Genomic DNA, 13830 nt, shown 5'->3' with positions numbered 1-13830 from the left:
CGTTGCACAAAGCGCGCCATCCTTCGTCCGACCCAACGCGTGTCCTCGAACCAATGAATGGGGTGCTCATGTCAGACGAAACCAAAAAGGGCCTGAAGTCGCCACTTCGGCGCCAATTGCTGATGGGAATGGCCGCGATCCCGGCGCTCGCCATGATGCCGCGGCCGTCCTTCGGCGCCGGCCCTGCAACCTCTGCAGTCAACACCACCGGCCTTGCAGTCACGGATAGCGAAGTCACCGTCGGCATTCTGCATTCGGTCACCGGCACGATGGCGATCTCGGAGACCGGCTCGGTGCAGGCCGAGAAGCTCGCCATCGAGCAGATCAATGCCGCCGGCGGCGTGCTCGGCCGCAAAATCAAGTATATCCAGGAGGACGGCGCTTCCGACTGGCCGACCTTCGCCGAGAAGGCCAAGAAGCTGCTGGTCAACGACAAATGCGCCGCCGTCATGGGCTGCTGGACCTCGGCCTCGCGCAAAGCGGTGCTGCCGGTGTTCGAGCAGTACAACGGCATGCTGTATTACCCGACCTTCTACGAAGGCCTCGAACAGTCGAAGAACGTCATCTATACCGGCCAGGAGGCCACGCAGCAGATCATCGCCGGCCTCGACTGGGTCAACAAGACCAAGGGCGCGAAGACCTTCTACCTGCTCGGCTCCGACTACATCTGGCCACGCACCTCGAACAAGATCGCGCGCAAGCACATCGAGGGCCATCTGCAGGGCGCCAAGGTCGTCGGTGAGGAATACTTCCCGCTCGGCCACACTCAGTTCAACTCGGTTATCAACAAAATCAAGCTGACCAAGCCGGATGTGATCTACGCGATCATCGTCGGCGGCTCGAACGTCGCGTTCTACAAGCAGCTCAAGGCCGCCGGCATCGACATGTCGAAGCAGACGCTGCTCACCATCTCCGTGACCGAGGACGAGATCGACGGCATCGGCGGTGAGAACATCGCGGGCGCGTATGCCTGCATGAAATATTTCCAGTCGCTCGACAATCCGAACAACAAGGCCTTCGTCGCCGATTTCAAGAAGATGTGGGGCGAGAAGACCGTCATTGGCGACGTGACGCAAGCCGCTTATCTCGGTCCGTGGCTGTGGAAGCTGACGGTGGAAAAGGCCGGCAGCTTCGACATCGACAAGGTCGCCGCCGCCTCGCCTGGCATCGAGTTCAAGGGCGCGCCGGAAGGCTACGTGCGGATCCACGAGAACCACCATCTCTGGTCCAAGACCCGCGTCGGCCGCGCCAAGGCGGACGGTCAGTACGAGCTGATCTACGAGACCGCCGACCTGGTCGAGCCAGATCCGTTCCCGAAGGGCTACCAGTAAGCTGATCTGTCGCGTCTCATAGCAACAGGCGAATGAGATCGCTGACGCTGCTGCGCGGGAAGTGCGCTCCCTCCCCCCCTTGTGGGGAAGGGATGGGGGAGGGGGGTACCCCACCCACAGCTCGTCGTGGAGGCCCCCCTCCCTAGCCCTCCCCCACAAGGGGGGAGGGAACGATCTTGGCTGCGGACACGCTGTGCCGGCGCCGATCCATTTTGCAGCAGGGCATCACGAGAGGACGGATCATGTTCGGTGACTATTCCATCGGCGACCTCGGGGCCATCTTCGCGATGCAGGGCTTCGCGGGCCTCATCCTGTTTTCGGTCTACGTGCTGATGGCGCTGGGGCTCGCCATCATCTTCGGCCAGATGGGCGTCATCAACATGGCGCATGGCGAGTTCATGATCCTCGGCGCTTACGTCACCTGGATGACGTCGAACGCCTTCCAGCATTTCCTCCCCTCGCTGTTTCCCGGCTACTTCTTCGTCGCGATGATATTCGCCTTCATCGCCTCCGGATCGCTCGGCATGCTGGTCGAATGGGCGATGATACGCCGACTCTACAAGCGGCCGCTCGATACACTGCTCGCGACCTGGGGCCTCAGCCTCATCCTGCAGCAGGCCTACCGCTCGGTGTTCGGCGCCCGCGAGGTCGGCGTCGAGCTCCCCGAGTGGATGATGGGCTCCTGGCAGGCGACCGACGCCATCCAGATCCCGATCAACGGCATGTTTGTGATGTGCCTGACCATCCTGATCACGCTCGTGGTGGCCTACGTCCTGTTCCTGTCGCGCTGGGGCAAGCAGGTTCGCGCCGTGGTGCAGAACCGCGTGATGGCCGGCGCCGTCGGCATCAACACCGAGAAGGTCGACCGCTACACCTTCGGCCTCGGCTGCGGCATTGCCGGCGTCGCGGGCTCGGCCTTCACCATGATCGGCTCGACGGGTCCGACGGCCGGACAGCTCTACATCGTCGACACCTTCCTGGTCGTCGTGTTCGGCGGCGCCGCCAGCCTGATCGGCACCATCGCCTCCGCCTTCACCATCTCCCAGGCGCAGTCGACCATGGAGTTCTTCATGTCCGGCTCGATGGCCAAGGTGCTCACGCTGCTTGCGATCGTCGCCATCCTGATGATGCGGCCGCAGGGCCTGTTCGCCCTCAAGGTCCGCAAGTGAGCCAGCTCCGACAGCCCAACAAGAAAGCACGGTCATGATCATCAACTCGCGCTTTTTCAACCGATCAGAACTCATCGGCTTCGTCTCGCTGCTGCTCCTGCTCGTCGTCATCCTGCCCTTGGCGCTCGATGTGTTCCGCCTGAACCTGGTCGCGAAATATCTGACCTACGCCTTCGTTGCGATCGGCCTGGTGCTGTGCTGGGGCTATGGCGGCATCCTGAGCCTCGGCCAGGGCGTGTTCTTCGGCCTCGGCGGCTACTGCATGGCGATGTTCCTGAAGCTGGAGGCCTCTAGCGTCGCCAACACCAAGATCCAGTCGACGCCGGGCATCCCCGACTTCATGGACTGGAATCAACTGACGCAGCTGCCGTTCTTCTGGAAGCCATTCCAGAGCTTCCCGTTCGCGCTCGCCGCGATCATCCTGGTGCCGGCGATCTTCGCCTTCATCATCGGCGCCGCGATGTTCAAGCGGCGCGTCGGCGGCGTCTACTTCGCGATCATCACCCAGGCGATCGCGGCCATCCTGACCATCCTGATCGTGGGACAGCAGGGTTATACCGGCGGCATCAATGGCATCACCGATCTGCGCACCCTGCACGGCTGGGACATCCGCACCGATCACGCCAAACTCATCCTCTACTTCGTCGAAGTGTTCCTGCTGTTCGTCGCCATCCTGGTGGCGCAGTTCATCCGCCTGACCAAGCTCGGCCGCATTCTGGTGGCGATGCGTGAGCAGGAGGATCGGGTCCGCTTCTCCGGCTACAGCGTCGCCAACTTCAAGATCTTTGCCTTCTGCGCTGCCGCAGTGTTCGCCGCGGTCGGCGGTGCCCTGTTCACCTTGGAAGTCGGATTCATGTCGCCGTCCTTCGTCGGCATTGTGCCGTCGATCGAAATGGTGATCTACACCGCGGTCGGCGGCCGGCTGTCGATCTTCGGCGCGGTCTACGGCACGATCCTGGTCAACTTCGCCAAGACCAGTCTGTCGGAAACCTTCCCGCAGCTCTGGCTGTTCGGCCTCGGTGCGCTCTTCATCGCGGTGGTTCTTGCCTTCCCGAACGGGCTCGCCGGGATCTGGGGCGATCACGTGCAGCCGCGCATCGACCGCTTGCTGGCCTCCCGCACCAAGAAATCCGGCAATGGCGGGCTCGTCGCCAACGGCGCCCCCGCAGAGTGAGGAGACAGCGATGCTCATCGGTCATCAGCCCAAGGAATTCCTGCTCGCGGTCGAAGCCCTCACGGTCTCCTTCGACGGCTTCAAGGCGGTCAACGATCTCTCCTTCTACGTCGAGGAGAACGAGATTCGCGTCATCATCGGCCCGAACGGGGCAGGCAAGACCACGGTGCTCGACCTGATCTGCGGAAAGACCAAGGCGACCTCGGGCTCGATCCAGTTCCGCGGCAAGGAGCTGACGAAGCTGCGCGAGAACGAGATCGTCAAAGCGGGTGTCGGTCGCAAGTTCCAGACGCCGTCGGTGTTCGAGGATCTCAGCGTGTTCGAGAATCTCGAGATCTCGTTTCCGCGCGGCCGCACCGTGTTCGGCTCGCTGACCTTCCAGCGCGACGCGGTCGTCAAGGACCGCGTCGAGGAGGTCGCCGAGATGATCTTCCTCAAGGACCGTCTCAAGACCTCGGCCGCCGAGCTCAGCCACGGCCAGAAGCAGTGGCTCGAGATCGGCATGCTGCTGATCCAGAACCCGGACCTGCTGATGCTCGACGAGCCCGTGGCCGGCATGAGCGTCAGCGAGCGCGCCAAGACCGCCGAGTTGCTCAACCGCATCATCAAGGATCGGTCGGTGCTCGTCATCGAGCACGACATGAAGTTCGTCGAGGACATCGCGCACAAGGTCACCGTGCTGCACCAGGGTCAGATCCTCTCTGAAGGCACGATGGAGCGGGTCAAGAACGATCCCAAGGTCGTCGAAGTCTATCTGGGGCATTGAGCGATGATCGCGATCCTGTTCGCTCCGAATGACGCCGCGTTCCCCTCCCCCTTGTGGGGAGGGGTTAGGGGAGGGGGCCCACGGCGGCAGTCTCGCTTGGGGCCACCCCCCTCCCCAACCCTCCCCCACAAGGGGGGAGGGAGCGCTCTGCCGATGTTGCTGCAGCCTCATCCAAGTTCATCACTTTGCAGGAGCCATTGATGCTCGCAATCTCCGATCTCCATGTCGCCTATGGTCAAAGCGAGGTGCTGCATGGCCTGAACGTCAAGGTCGCGCCCAACGAGATCGTTGCGATCATGGGCCGCAACGGCATGGGCAAGACCACGCTGATGAAGTCGCTGATGGGCATCCTGCCGGCCAAGAGCGGTTCGATCGCGATGGACGGCGCCGAGCTCGCAAGCCTGAAGAGCTATGAGCGTGTCGCCAAGGGCCTCGCCTACGTGCCGCAGGGCCGCATGATCTTCTCGACCATGACGGTGAAGGAGAACATCGAGACCGGCCTCGTCGTGTCCGGCGAATCCGAGGTCCCCGGCGACATCTACGAGCTGTTTCCGGTGCTGCTCGAGATGAAGGGCCGCCGTGGCGGCAATCTCTCCGGCGGCCAGCAGCAGCAGCTCGCGATCGCGCGCGCGCTCGCGACCAAGCCCAAGGTGCTGCTGCTCGACGAGCCGACCGAGGGCATCCAGCCGTCGATCATCAAGGACATGGCGCGTACCCTCAAGCGCATCCGCGACGAGAAGGGGCTGTCGATCGTCGTCTCCGAGCAGGTGCTGAGCTTCGCGCTCGACATCGCCGACCGCGTGCTGGTGATCGAGAACGGCGAGATCGTCCGCGACGATCCGCGCGATCAGGTCGATGCCGCACAGGTCTCGAAATATCTGTCCGTCTAACCACTCCGTCCAAGCAAGGAAAATGGGGAGCTTCTGATGCCAGACACATTGATCAAGGTCGATCTGACCAAGTCGGCCTACGAGAACGACAAGGTCCATAACCGCTGGCACCCGGATATTCCGATGGTGGAGTGGGTCAATCCCGGCGACGATTTCATCATCGAGACCTACGACTGGACCGGCGGCTTCATCAAGAACAACGACTCCGCCGACGACGTGCGCGACATCGATCTGTCGATCGTGCACTTCCTGTCGGGGCCGATCGGCGTCAAGGGCGCCGAGCCGGGCGACCTCCTGGTCGTCGACCTGCTCGACGTCGGTCCGTTGAAGGAGAGCCTGTGGGGCTTCAACGGCTTCTTCTCCAAGCAGAACGGTGGCGGCTTCCTGACCGATCACTTCCCGCTGGCGCAGAAGTCGATCTGGGACATCAAGGGCCTCTACACCTCGTCGCGTCACGTGCCGGGCGTGAACTTCGCCGGCCTGATCCATCCCGGCCTGATCGGCTGTCTGCCCGATCCGAAGCTGCTCGCGACCTGGAACGAGCGCGAGACCGCGCTGATCGCCACCAACCCGACCCGCGTGCCCGGTCTCGCCAACCCGCCGTTCGCGCCGACCGCGCATGCCGGACAGGCCAAGGGCGACGCCAAGGCCAAGATCGGTGCCGAGGGCGCCCGCACCGTGCCGCCGCGCGAGCATGGCGGCAATTGCGACATCAAGGACCTGTCGCGCGGCTCGAAGATCTACTTCCCGGTCTACGTGCCCGGCGGCGGCCTCTCGATGGGCGATCTGCATTTCAGCCAGGGCGACGGCGAGATCACCTTCTGCGGCGCCATCGAGATGGCCGGCTGGCTGCACATCAAGGTCGACATCATCAAGGACGGCGTGGCGAAATACGGCATCAAGAATCCCATCTTCAAGCCGTCGCCGATCACGCCGAACTATCGCGATTACCTCATCTTCGAGGGCATCTCGGTCGACGAGGCCGGCAAGCAGCACTATCTCGACGTCCACATCGCCTATCGCCAGGCCTGCCTCAACGCCATCGAGTATCTGAAGAAGTTCGGCTACTCCGGCGCCCAGGCCTATTCGATCCTCGGCACCGCGCCGGTGCAGGGCCACATCTCCGGCGTGGTCGACGTGCCCAACGCCTGCGCCACTCTGTGGCTGCCGACCGAGATCTTCGACTTCGACGTGATGCCGTCGTCGGCGGGGCCGATCAAGCACATCACGGGCGATATCCAGATGCCGATCTCGCCGGACAAATAGCGGTCTCCCTGCGCGATGGGTGTGGGACGGCAGCGTATCGGCCGCCCCGCATCCGCCGCGTGAGATGGAGATGATTGTTGCGCAGGAGACGAAACGATGCCGGTCTATGAATATCTCTGTGATGCATGCGGTCCGTTCACCGACATGCGCCCGATGGCTGAATGTGATGAGCCGCAGGTCTGTCCGCAATGCCAGGACATGGCGCCGCGCGTGATCCTCACCGCACCCGCCTTCGCCTGCATGCCCGCGGAGCGGCGAACGGCGCATGCCACCAATGAGCGCAGCCGCCACGCGCCGCAGACGGTCGCGGAATACAAGGCGAAGCACGGGCCGGGCTGCGGCTGCTGCTCGCCGAAGAAGTCGCCGCGGTTGATGACCAAGACCAGGAGCGGCGCCAAGGGCTTTCCGACGGCGCGGCCGTGGATGATCAGCCACTGAACGCGAGGGGCGGCGCGATCCGCCGTCCCTCAGCGTGACGCCGGCACGCGGCGCGGACCCGGACCCGTCGGCTGGCCGCCGAACTTGACAGTCATCGCATTGGCGCCGTCGCTGATGTCGAGCAGCGTCTTGCGGCTCTCGTCGATCACCTTGGCCGATTTGCGCTTGAAGCTGTCGACGAGCTCGCGCATCGACTTGATCTGATCGAACAGCTGTCCGGGATTGCCGTCCGCGAAGCCGGGAATGGCGCCGTCGATCCTGGTCACGAGTGTGTCGAAGCCCTTGAACACGTCCTCGGCCTTGTCGATCGCGGCGTCGATCGCTGCGGTCTTCTCCTGCAGCGACGCCGTCTCGGACTCGAAGGTCTGCAGCGCCTCCTTGATGGCCGGTGCATTGCTGACGATGAATTTGTCGACGTTGTGCACCGTCTCGACCATCGTCTCCTGGTCCTTGAGGTCGGCCGTCAGCACCGGCACCCCGTCGCGATCGAACGGCACCGGCGGCGCCGTCGGCGCGCCACCGACCAGCGAGATCGCGGCGATGCCGGTCAGGCCCTGAAATTCGATGCCGGCCGTGGTGTCCTTGCGGATCGGCGCCGAATTGTCGAGCGTGATCATGGCAACGATCTTGCGCGGGCTTTCGAGGTTGATCGAGAGGATCTGCCCGGCCTGCACGCCGTCGAAATTCACCGGGCCGCCCTTGCGCAGGCCCGCCGCCGAGCCGCCGTCGAACACGACGCGCATGACGCTGCGCTGCTGGGCGATCCGCGCCTTCTGCTTGATCAGGACGCCGCTGATCCCGGCCGCAACGGCCGCGATCGTCAGGGTTCCGACGATGAGATTGATCGCGCGCATTCCGTGTCCGTCGCTGCCTCTGCTCGATTTTAGCCGTTAAGTCTCCCGGTTGGAAGCTCAGCGCGCGAGCCCGGGCCGGGACGGGGCGGCGAGGCCCGCGAGCAGCACCGCGAGAATCCCGGTCAGGAAGATACCATCGAAGGTTCCGGCGCCGCCGATCGAGGCCACGGGCGCGCCGAGGCTGCCGATCTTGTCGAGGTTCATCAGGTCGGCGCCGACCAGCGTCCCCATCGAGCCGCCGATATAGGCCAGCGGCGCGGCATATTCGCGCGACAGCAGGAACGCCAGGATCGCGGTCACGACGACCGGCGCGAACACTGGCACGGCGATGCCGACGCCCTGCACCGGCGTTGCCATCGCGTGGATGATCACGGCGATCACCAGCACCGCGATCGCCGCGCGCAGCCAGAGCTGGTAGCGCAGCACGAGATAGGTCGACATGATCGTCGGGATCACGGCGCCGCCGACATTTACGGCGAGGAGGGTGCCGGGCCATTGATGCACCAGCGGCACGACATACTGCATGCCGAAAAAGTCGATGATCTCGCCGGAGCGCGCGACCTGCCCGGGCAGCATGGTGATCGGAATGTTGAAATAGCTGCCGATCAGCGATCCGAACAGCAGCAGCATCGCGGTGCCCGAGCTGACGCCGAGCTTCATGTAGGCGTAGCGCAGGATGCCGAGCTGGATCAGGACGATCAGGACGCCGAACGCCAGCACCAGGATGGCGAAGAAGGCCGGCGTGATCGGCAGATATTGGACCTGGGAATGCATGTCGAAAGCGTTTGAGATGTGGGCCTTGCCGTCCCCGTAGGATCATTCCACGGGGACGGCAGGGTGACAAATGGGCATTCGTCGCCTGGTTCCCAAGAGCGGCCATGCTCCCGTTCATTTGCCCGCAGCGATCATCGTGGCGTGCAGAACATAGCGCTCCGCCCCCTGTGTCAGGGCATCGAATGGCCAGCAGGTCGACAGCACCAGTTCGGCGCTGTCGGTCCCTGGATCGATGCCCGAGGCATCGAAGCGGACGACATGGGCGGCGTCGGCGCGGTAGCGGAAGGTGTTGCCGTCGCGCCTGACGATGTCGATCTCGTCGCCGATCCTGATGTCGCGCAGGAAGCGGAAATGCGTGTCGCGGTGCGCGGAGTACACCGCGATGCCCGGCTGGCCCGGCTCGGCGCTGCCTTCGACATGGCCGGCGCCGAAGGCGAGCGCCTGGCCGCTGGAGCCGGTCAGCGCGATGGTGGAGACGCCGAGGCGCTTCACCTCGATCCGCGCCACCGGGACCGTGTCGGCCCAGGACCACGGCTTGACCGGATGTCCCGTCGCGACGGTCCTAGTGAAGGCGCGGTCGAGCAGTACTTGTGCGACGATCGCCTTGGCGTGGATGAGAGCGCCGTGACCGAACAGGGCGAGGCCGACCAGGGCAATCGCGAGCGGGATGAGGACACGAGGCATGAACTCTCCTTTCGTCATTGCGAGGAGCGAAGCGACGAAGCAATCCAGAGTCGCGCACCCGGCCCTGGATTGCTTCGTCACCTTCGGCTCCTCGCAATGACGCCGTTAGTTAGTTGGCAGCCCGCCGCCGAAGGGCGGCGAGCCAGATCAGTTCGAGCATCAGGATCCCCAGCCCGAGCAGCATGCTGAGCTCGGCATCGGTTGCCGTCTTCGGCAGCGTGATCGTGGCGGGCGCCGCCGGCACCACCGGCCGCTTCAGCGCGGCGAGCTGGATGTCGCCGTCGGCTTCGGCGCGGCGGTCCTTCCGCATCGCCGGCATCCCACCGCGCTCGCCGAACACCTTCTCATAATCCCAGCCGGCCGGCAGGTTGATCGGCAGCTCGGCGAGCCTCATCGGCTCGCCATCGGTCCGCCGCGGCGTCTTGTCGACGGCGACGAGGCTGGTCAGGCGCGTCACCAGCTGATGCTCCAGCGCGAGCTTCAGAATCGCGCCGTCGGCTTCCTCTGATGTCATCTGCCGCATCGTCTGTGCCACCTCGGCATCGCCGATCTTGCGCCGGGCCCACAGCTTGGAGAGGCCCTTGCCTTCGGCGGCGCCTGACAGCGGCAGCGTGATGGTCCAGGGCTGGTCGCCGATGCGGCCCTTGAGCTGCAGCGATCCAGCGAGACGGTCGATCTTCGCGGCGAGCACCAGCGGCTCGTCGCGATAGACGTCCGGCAGCACCGCGGGCGTGAGATCCGCTGAGGCTTCCGAAAACGTCGCGGTCAGAGCGGTCACGGCCGGGTTCTCGAGTTTGGCGAACAGGCCGCGCATGCGCTCCTCGACCTGCTCGACCGAGCCGATATGCGTGAAGGCGCCGCGGCCGAGCTCGGCGGCGCGCGTCATCAGATAGGTGTTCGGTGCCGAGCCGATACCGACCATGAAGATGCGCGAGCGGCCGCGCATTGCGGTGATGGTCTCGAATAGCTGCTGCTCGTTGCCGATGGCGCCGTCGGTGAGGAATACCACCTGCCGCACGCGCGCGCTGTCGCTGCCGTCGTCGGTCAGCGCCGCGCGCATCGCAGGGACCATCTCGGTGCCGCCGCGCGCATCCAGCGAACTAACGAAGCTGGTGGCGCTGCCGACATGCTCGGCATCGGCCGGCACCGAGGACGGAAACAGCACGGTCATCGTGTCGTCGAAGCGGATCACGTTGAACCGGTCGCCCGGCTGTAGCCGGCCCAGCGCATAGAGCAGGCTGGCCTTGGCCTGGCGGATCGAGGTGCCGCCCATCGAGCCGGAATTGTCGATCACGAAGATGACGTCGCGCGGCTGCGGCCGCTGCGCCGGCGCTGCCACGGCAGGCGGCGTGACGAAGGCGAGCAGATAATCGGCGTCGCCGACCTGCTCGTGAAACAGCCCGACCGACGGCATCGCCGCAGCGGCCGGCTTCCAGGTCAGCTCGAAGTCGCGGTCGGCCGGCACCACGCCCTCGGCCAGGGTGACGACTCGCGTCTTCGCATCGGGGCTGTCGATCGTCACCTGGTGATGGTGGCTCTTGACCTCGCCGAGCGCAAAGCCGGCCTGCAGCCGCACCGCGATCCTGGTTGGATTGACCGGGTCATTCTTGGCCGGATCGAGCACCTCCGGGGAGATGCGGTTGCGGTCCGGTACCGGATCGTTCGCAGCGGCGCCCCAGCCGTTGCCGCCCGGGCGCAAATCGACGCTCTGCACGATCGGCGCCGGATTGTAGCGCGGCGCCACGACCAGCGGCACCCGCAGCGAGAATTCGCCGGCCGCCTGCGCCACCGGCTGCTGATATTCGATCTGCACCAGCACGGTTTCGCCGGGGCCGATATTGGCGAGCGAGTTGGTGAAGATGTTCGGCCGCTCCTGCTCGGTCAGCGCCGCGGTCTTGCCGTCGCGCTTGGCCTGCTCGTAGATCACCTTGGCCTGTTCGCGCGGCTTGATGTCGCCGACCACGACGCGGTCGCCGACGATCATCTTCAGCGTGTCCACCGCGCTGTCGGGCGGCAGCGGATAGACATAGACCGCCTCCATCCATTGCGAGCTCGTGTTCTTGAACAGCTGCGTCACGCGCGCCCGCGCCGTCGGGCCTGAAACGACGATGTCGACGTCGATGCCGAGCCGCGGCGCCTCGGTGTAACCGAGGTCGCTCTTGAACAGCAGCGCCCCGGAGCGGGCATCGCCCGGCCTGGTCAGCGGCGCCAGCGGCCCTTCGGAGGACCAGCCAGGGGTGACGCTGAGAAACAGCGCCGCGAAGCCGACCAGCAGCACGGCGGCGGCCTGCAGCAGCAGGAATAGCAGCATGGTCACGATCCACGACCGGACCGGATGGGTGCTGCTTCTGATATCGTGGTCGATCGTCTCGCTCATCATTGGCTCCGCAACGAACAATTTCGGCCTGCCGACACTGAGCGCAGCGCGCCAGCGCCGCGAGCGGAATGGTCGGTCTTGTTCGGCCGCGGCCCGCCCGCGCCTGTCCGGTGGCGGTCGAGAGCGCGGCTGATCTGTCCGGGTTTGTGCCGATTTGTCCGTCTGCTAAAAGGACGCGCGCCACATGGCAGGGGACAGGATGTCGATACCGGACAACGAGCTTTCCGACGAGCAGAGCCGGCAGGTTGCGGAGACGATCCGCGAGGAGATCGCGCGGCGCCGGATGTCGCGGCAGGCCCTCGCCGAGCAGGCCAGGCTGAGCCTGTCGACCCTAGAGAAGGCGCTCGGCGGCCGCCGCCCGTTCACGCTGGCGACCATCGTCCGGCTGGAGCAGGCGCTCGGCATGTCCCTGCGCAAGGCGCCGAGCGCGCCTCTCGCCGCGCCTGCCACGAGCGGCGGCATCGCGCCGGACAGTCTCGGCTCCTATTCGCGGCGGGCGGTGGAATGGATCGAGGGCACCTACGTCACCTTGCGGCCGTCATTCGGCGACAAGGACGCGATCTACGCCTACCGCACCGACATCGCCTGGGACGATGCGGCGTCGTCGCTGGTGTTTCGCGAGGGCGCGCGGCTCGATGCGGCGTTCACGCAATTCGGCGAGGTCGCCGTGCCCAACCAGTCCGGCTTCGTCTACCTCGTCACCAACCGCCACGGTCAGCACCGCCTGATCACCGTGTCACGGCCGACCATCACCGGCGAGATGTACGGCATCATCACGACGCTCTTGGCGGGCCGCGGCTCGCTGCTGACGCCGATCGCGGCGCCCATCGCGCTGCTTCCGCTGCGCAATGTGATGGAGCCGAGCTTCGGCAGACTCGGCACGGATGATCGACACTATGGGGTGTACCGCGAGCATCTGCGCAAGACGGTCGAGGAGCCGTTCGCACTGTTCGTGCAAGGCGTGCCGTGAGTTGTTAGGTGTAGGGTGGGCAAAGGCGCGCCCCGGTGCGTGTTGCATGCTGCGCTCCACCGCACGCCGTGCCCACCATTCGCTCCGAATGCGCCGACGGACGGTGGGCACGCAACCGCCCTGCGGGCGTCCGCTTTGCCCACCCTACGGCAGCTGACTCCGTCGCCGCGTTCGCTAGGACGGTGCGTGTGGGAGACGCGGTGCTCCTACAAATACGCTGTCGTCCCGGCGAACGCCGGGACCCATACCCCCAGGGAGGGGTTTGAGGCTGGCTGGTCATTGGCATTTTGCCCAACACAACCGCCGCGGAGTATGGGTCCCGGCGTTCGCCGGGACGACAGCGGTGGGTGGGCGGATTCACGGCTCAAACAGCAGAAGGCCTAAACAGCAGAACGGATCGAACAGCAGACGACGGACATGTCGACGCATTCCCGCGGCACATCATGCCCGAGGTCTGCGATCAGTTCGTCCCTCCTCAAATGCAGAGGGCGCAGGGAATGCCGGGTGAAGGCCTCACCCATGGCCCGCCTGCGAAAAAAATGCAGGCGGCAGGTACCACAGGCAAAGCCGATTCAACCGGCATTCCCTGCGCGACGGTCTTCACGCTTATACGCAGTCTCCCTGGTGCGCCGGGCTTGTTGGCCACCATTCGCGACAATGCTTGCGCATTGCGCGGGACACCAGCATCGGGGTGTCAGGACGCTGCGACTTCACGTCCGCAAGCGATCGTTCGTCCGCATCCTCATTGAAGAGAATGCTGCGATCTCTCGCGGCCATCGCATCCCCACCTCGCGTGTCGTGACGATCGCGCGCAACGCCCCTCTGCGGTGAGGCGGGATGCAGCGATACAATCATGAATTCCGAAAAATCGCAAGTAAATTATTTTTATCAGAATCCGGGGCAGGCCGAACATCGGTTTTCTTCGTGAACAGCAGGCTCTTGCCGCGATGTCGGTCAGCTCCCCTCCCCCTTGCGGGGAGGGGGTGGGGGTCCAACGAGTCGTGCTCGATGTGATGAGGGGGGATCTCTGAGAGACGCGAGCACAGCTTCGCGGCAGGGGCGAAGGAGGCTGAGGTCTAGAGCGCCTGATATATCGAGCGACGATTTCGATAGGCGCGGGGGCCTTCATGCGGGTCG

General features: G+C 64.9%; 12 protein-coding genes. 8 read left to right on the top strand and 4 right to left on the bottom strand.

All coding sequences use genetic code 11. The annotated features are described in order from the left end of the window. The first annotated feature begins 68 nt into the window (after positions 1–68). The 7 genes from urtA (at position 69) to QX132_RS18865 (ending at position 7034) form a co-directional block, all read left to right on the top strand. A complete protein-coding gene (gene urtA / locus QX132_RS18895) occupies positions 69–1331 on the top strand; it encodes an urea ABC transporter substrate-binding protein (protein ID WP_315740604.1) in 1263 nt (420 codons plus the stop codon). 242 nt (positions 1332–1573) lie between these two features. Beyond that, entirely contained in the window at positions 1574–2500 is a 927-nt protein-coding gene (gene urtB / locus QX132_RS18890) for an urea ABC transporter permease subunit UrtB (RefSeq protein WP_315740603.1), read from the top strand. Between the two features lie 34 nt (positions 2501–2534). After that, positions 2535–3674 (top strand): urea ABC transporter permease subunit UrtC, encoded by a 1140-nt coding sequence (gene urtC / locus QX132_RS18885; protein WP_315740602.1) that lies wholly within the window; start codon positions 2535–2537, stop codon positions 3672–3674. Positions 3675–3684: 10 nt separating this feature from the next. Continuing rightward, a complete protein-coding gene (gene urtD / locus QX132_RS18880) occupies positions 3685–4440 on the top strand; it encodes an urea ABC transporter ATP-binding protein UrtD (protein ID WP_316162349.1) in 756 nt (251 codons plus the stop codon). A 200-nt stretch (positions 4441–4640) separates the two neighbouring features. Further along, positions 4641–5330 (top strand): urea ABC transporter ATP-binding subunit UrtE, encoded by a 690-nt coding sequence (urtE, locus tag QX132_RS18875; protein WP_316162348.1) that lies wholly within the window; start codon positions 4641–4643, stop codon positions 5328–5330. 36 nt (positions 5331–5366) lie between these two features. Beyond that, on the top strand, positions 5367–6596 hold the full coding sequence (gene fmdA / locus QX132_RS18870) for a formamidase (RefSeq protein WP_315778493.1): 1230 nt from the start codon (positions 5367–5369) through the stop codon (positions 6594–6596). 96 nt (positions 6597–6692) lie between these two features. Next, positions 6693–7034, top strand: a complete 342-nt coding sequence (locus tag QX132_RS18865) for a zinc ribbon domain-containing protein (RefSeq protein ID WP_315781380.1) — start codon at positions 6693–6695, stop codon at positions 7032–7034. A 29-nt stretch (positions 7035–7063) separates the two neighbouring features. Here QX132_RS18865 and QX132_RS18860 read toward each other — a convergent pair whose 3' ends face one another. The 4 genes from QX132_RS18860 to QX132_RS18845 form a co-directional block, all read right to left on the bottom strand. After that, positions 7064–7888: an MlaD family protein gene (locus tag QX132_RS18860; protein WP_315774212.1), complete on the bottom strand. Its 825-nt coding sequence runs from the start codon at positions 7886–7888 to the stop codon at positions 7064–7066. 57 nt (positions 7889–7945) lie between these two features. Next, the gene (locus tag QX132_RS18855) at positions 7946–8662 is read right to left on the bottom strand and encodes a DUF1614 domain-containing protein (RefSeq protein ID WP_315774210.1); all 717 of its coding nucleotides are present in this window, start codon (positions 8660–8662) and stop codon (positions 7946–7948) included. Between the two features lie 114 nt (positions 8663–8776). Next, positions 8777–9346: a class GN sortase gene (locus tag QX132_RS18850; protein WP_316162345.1), complete on the bottom strand. Its 570-nt coding sequence runs from the start codon at positions 9344–9346 to the stop codon at positions 8777–8779. A gap of 109 nt (positions 9347–9455) precedes the next feature. Then, a complete protein-coding gene (locus QX132_RS18845; protein WP_316162343.1) occupies positions 9456–11723 on the bottom strand; it encodes a marine proteobacterial sortase target protein in 2268 nt (755 codons plus the stop codon). 199 nt (positions 11724–11922) lie between these two features. On the opposite strand from QX132_RS18845, the gene QX132_RS18840 reads away from it, so the two are divergent. Next, positions 11923–12693 (top strand): helix-turn-helix transcriptional regulator, encoded by a 771-nt coding sequence (locus tag QX132_RS18840; RefSeq protein WP_316162341.1) that lies wholly within the window; start codon positions 11923–11925, stop codon positions 12691–12693. The last annotated feature ends 1137 nt before the right edge of the window (positions 12694–13830 follow it).

The organism is Bradyrhizobium sp. SZCCHNRI20481 (assembly GCF_032485055.1).
GTDB lineage: Bacteria > Pseudomonadota > Alphaproteobacteria > Rhizobiales > Xanthobacteraceae > Bradyrhizobium.
Note: the sequence above shows the minus strand (reverse complement) of the source record. Positions and strands in the feature narration are given on the sequence as shown.

What these genes read in the sequence shown, in the direction of transcription:
- QX132_RS18865 (WP_315781380.1), top strand. Translation starts at nt 6,693, where the DNA reads ATGCCGGTCTATGAATATCTCTGTGATGCATGCGGTCCGTTCACCGAC.
- urtE (WP_316162348.1), top strand. Translation starts at nt 4,641, where the DNA reads ATGCTCGCAATCTCCGATCTCCATGTCGCCTATGGTCAAAGCGAGGTG.
- QX132_RS18860 (WP_315774212.1), bottom strand. Translation starts at nt 7,888, where the DNA reads ATGCGCGCGATCAATCTCATCGTCGGAACCCTGACGATCGCGGCCGTT.
- urtA (WP_315740604.1), top strand. Translation starts at nt 69, where the DNA reads ATGTCAGACGAAACCAAAAAGGGCCTGAAGTCGCCACTTCGGCGCCAA.
- QX132_RS18855 (WP_315774210.1), bottom strand. Translation starts at nt 8,662, where the DNA reads ATGCATTCCCAGGTCCAATATCTGCCGATCACGCCGGCCTTCTTCGCC.
- QX132_RS18850 (WP_316162345.1), bottom strand. Translation starts at nt 9,346, where the DNA reads ATGCCTCGTGTCCTCATCCCGCTCGCGATTGCCCTGGTCGGCCTCGCC.
- QX132_RS18845 (WP_316162343.1), bottom strand. Translation starts at nt 11,723, where the DNA reads ATGAGCGAGACGATCGACCACGATATCAGAAGCAGCACCCATCCGGTC.
- fmdA (WP_315778493.1), top strand. Translation starts at nt 5,367, where the DNA reads ATGCCAGACACATTGATCAAGGTCGATCTGACCAAGTCGGCCTACGAG.
- QX132_RS18840 (WP_316162341.1), top strand. Translation starts at nt 11,923, where the DNA reads ATGTCGATACCGGACAACGAGCTTTCCGACGAGCAGAGCCGGCAGGTT.
- urtD (WP_316162349.1), top strand. Translation starts at nt 3,685, where the DNA reads ATGCTCATCGGTCATCAGCCCAAGGAATTCCTGCTCGCGGTCGAAGCC.
- urtB (WP_315740603.1), top strand. Translation starts at nt 1,574, where the DNA reads ATGTTCGGTGACTATTCCATCGGCGACCTCGGGGCCATCTTCGCGATG.
- urtC (WP_315740602.1), top strand. Translation starts at nt 2,535, where the DNA reads ATGATCATCAACTCGCGCTTTTTCAACCGATCAGAACTCATCGGCTTC.